At 66.8% G+C, this 274-nt stretch carries 1 protein-coding gene; it reads left to right on the top strand.

Going from position 1 to position 274, the window contains the following annotated elements:
- Positions 1 to 274 (top strand): signal recognition particle receptor subunit alpha (locus CXQ94_RS24000; protein ID WP_181034376.1); only part of this gene is annotated, 274 nt, incomplete at both ends.

The following is a 274-nucleotide window of genomic DNA, read 5'->3' as shown; positions in this document are numbered from 1 at the left end:
AATAGCGCCGGTGCCGGTCGCCGCGGCAGCGCCCGCCGAAGCACCGGCCAAGCTCGGCTTCTTCGCCCGCCTCAAGCAAGGGCTGTCCAAGACCAGCTCGAGCATCGGTGAAGGCATGGCCAGCCTGTTCCTCGGCAAGAAGGCCATCGACGATGACCTGCTCGACGAACTGGAAACCCGTCTGCTCACCGCCGACGTCGGTGTCGAGGCGACGACGGCGATCATGCAGAACCTCACGCGTCGCGTGTCGCGCAAGGAGCTGGCCGACAGTGGC

It is taken from the genome of Arthrobacter sp. GMC3 (assembly GCF_002929305.1).
GTDB lineage: Bacteria > Actinomycetota > Actinomycetes > Actinomycetales > Micrococcaceae > Specibacter.
This window is presented reverse-complemented; position numbering and strand designations above follow the sequence as displayed.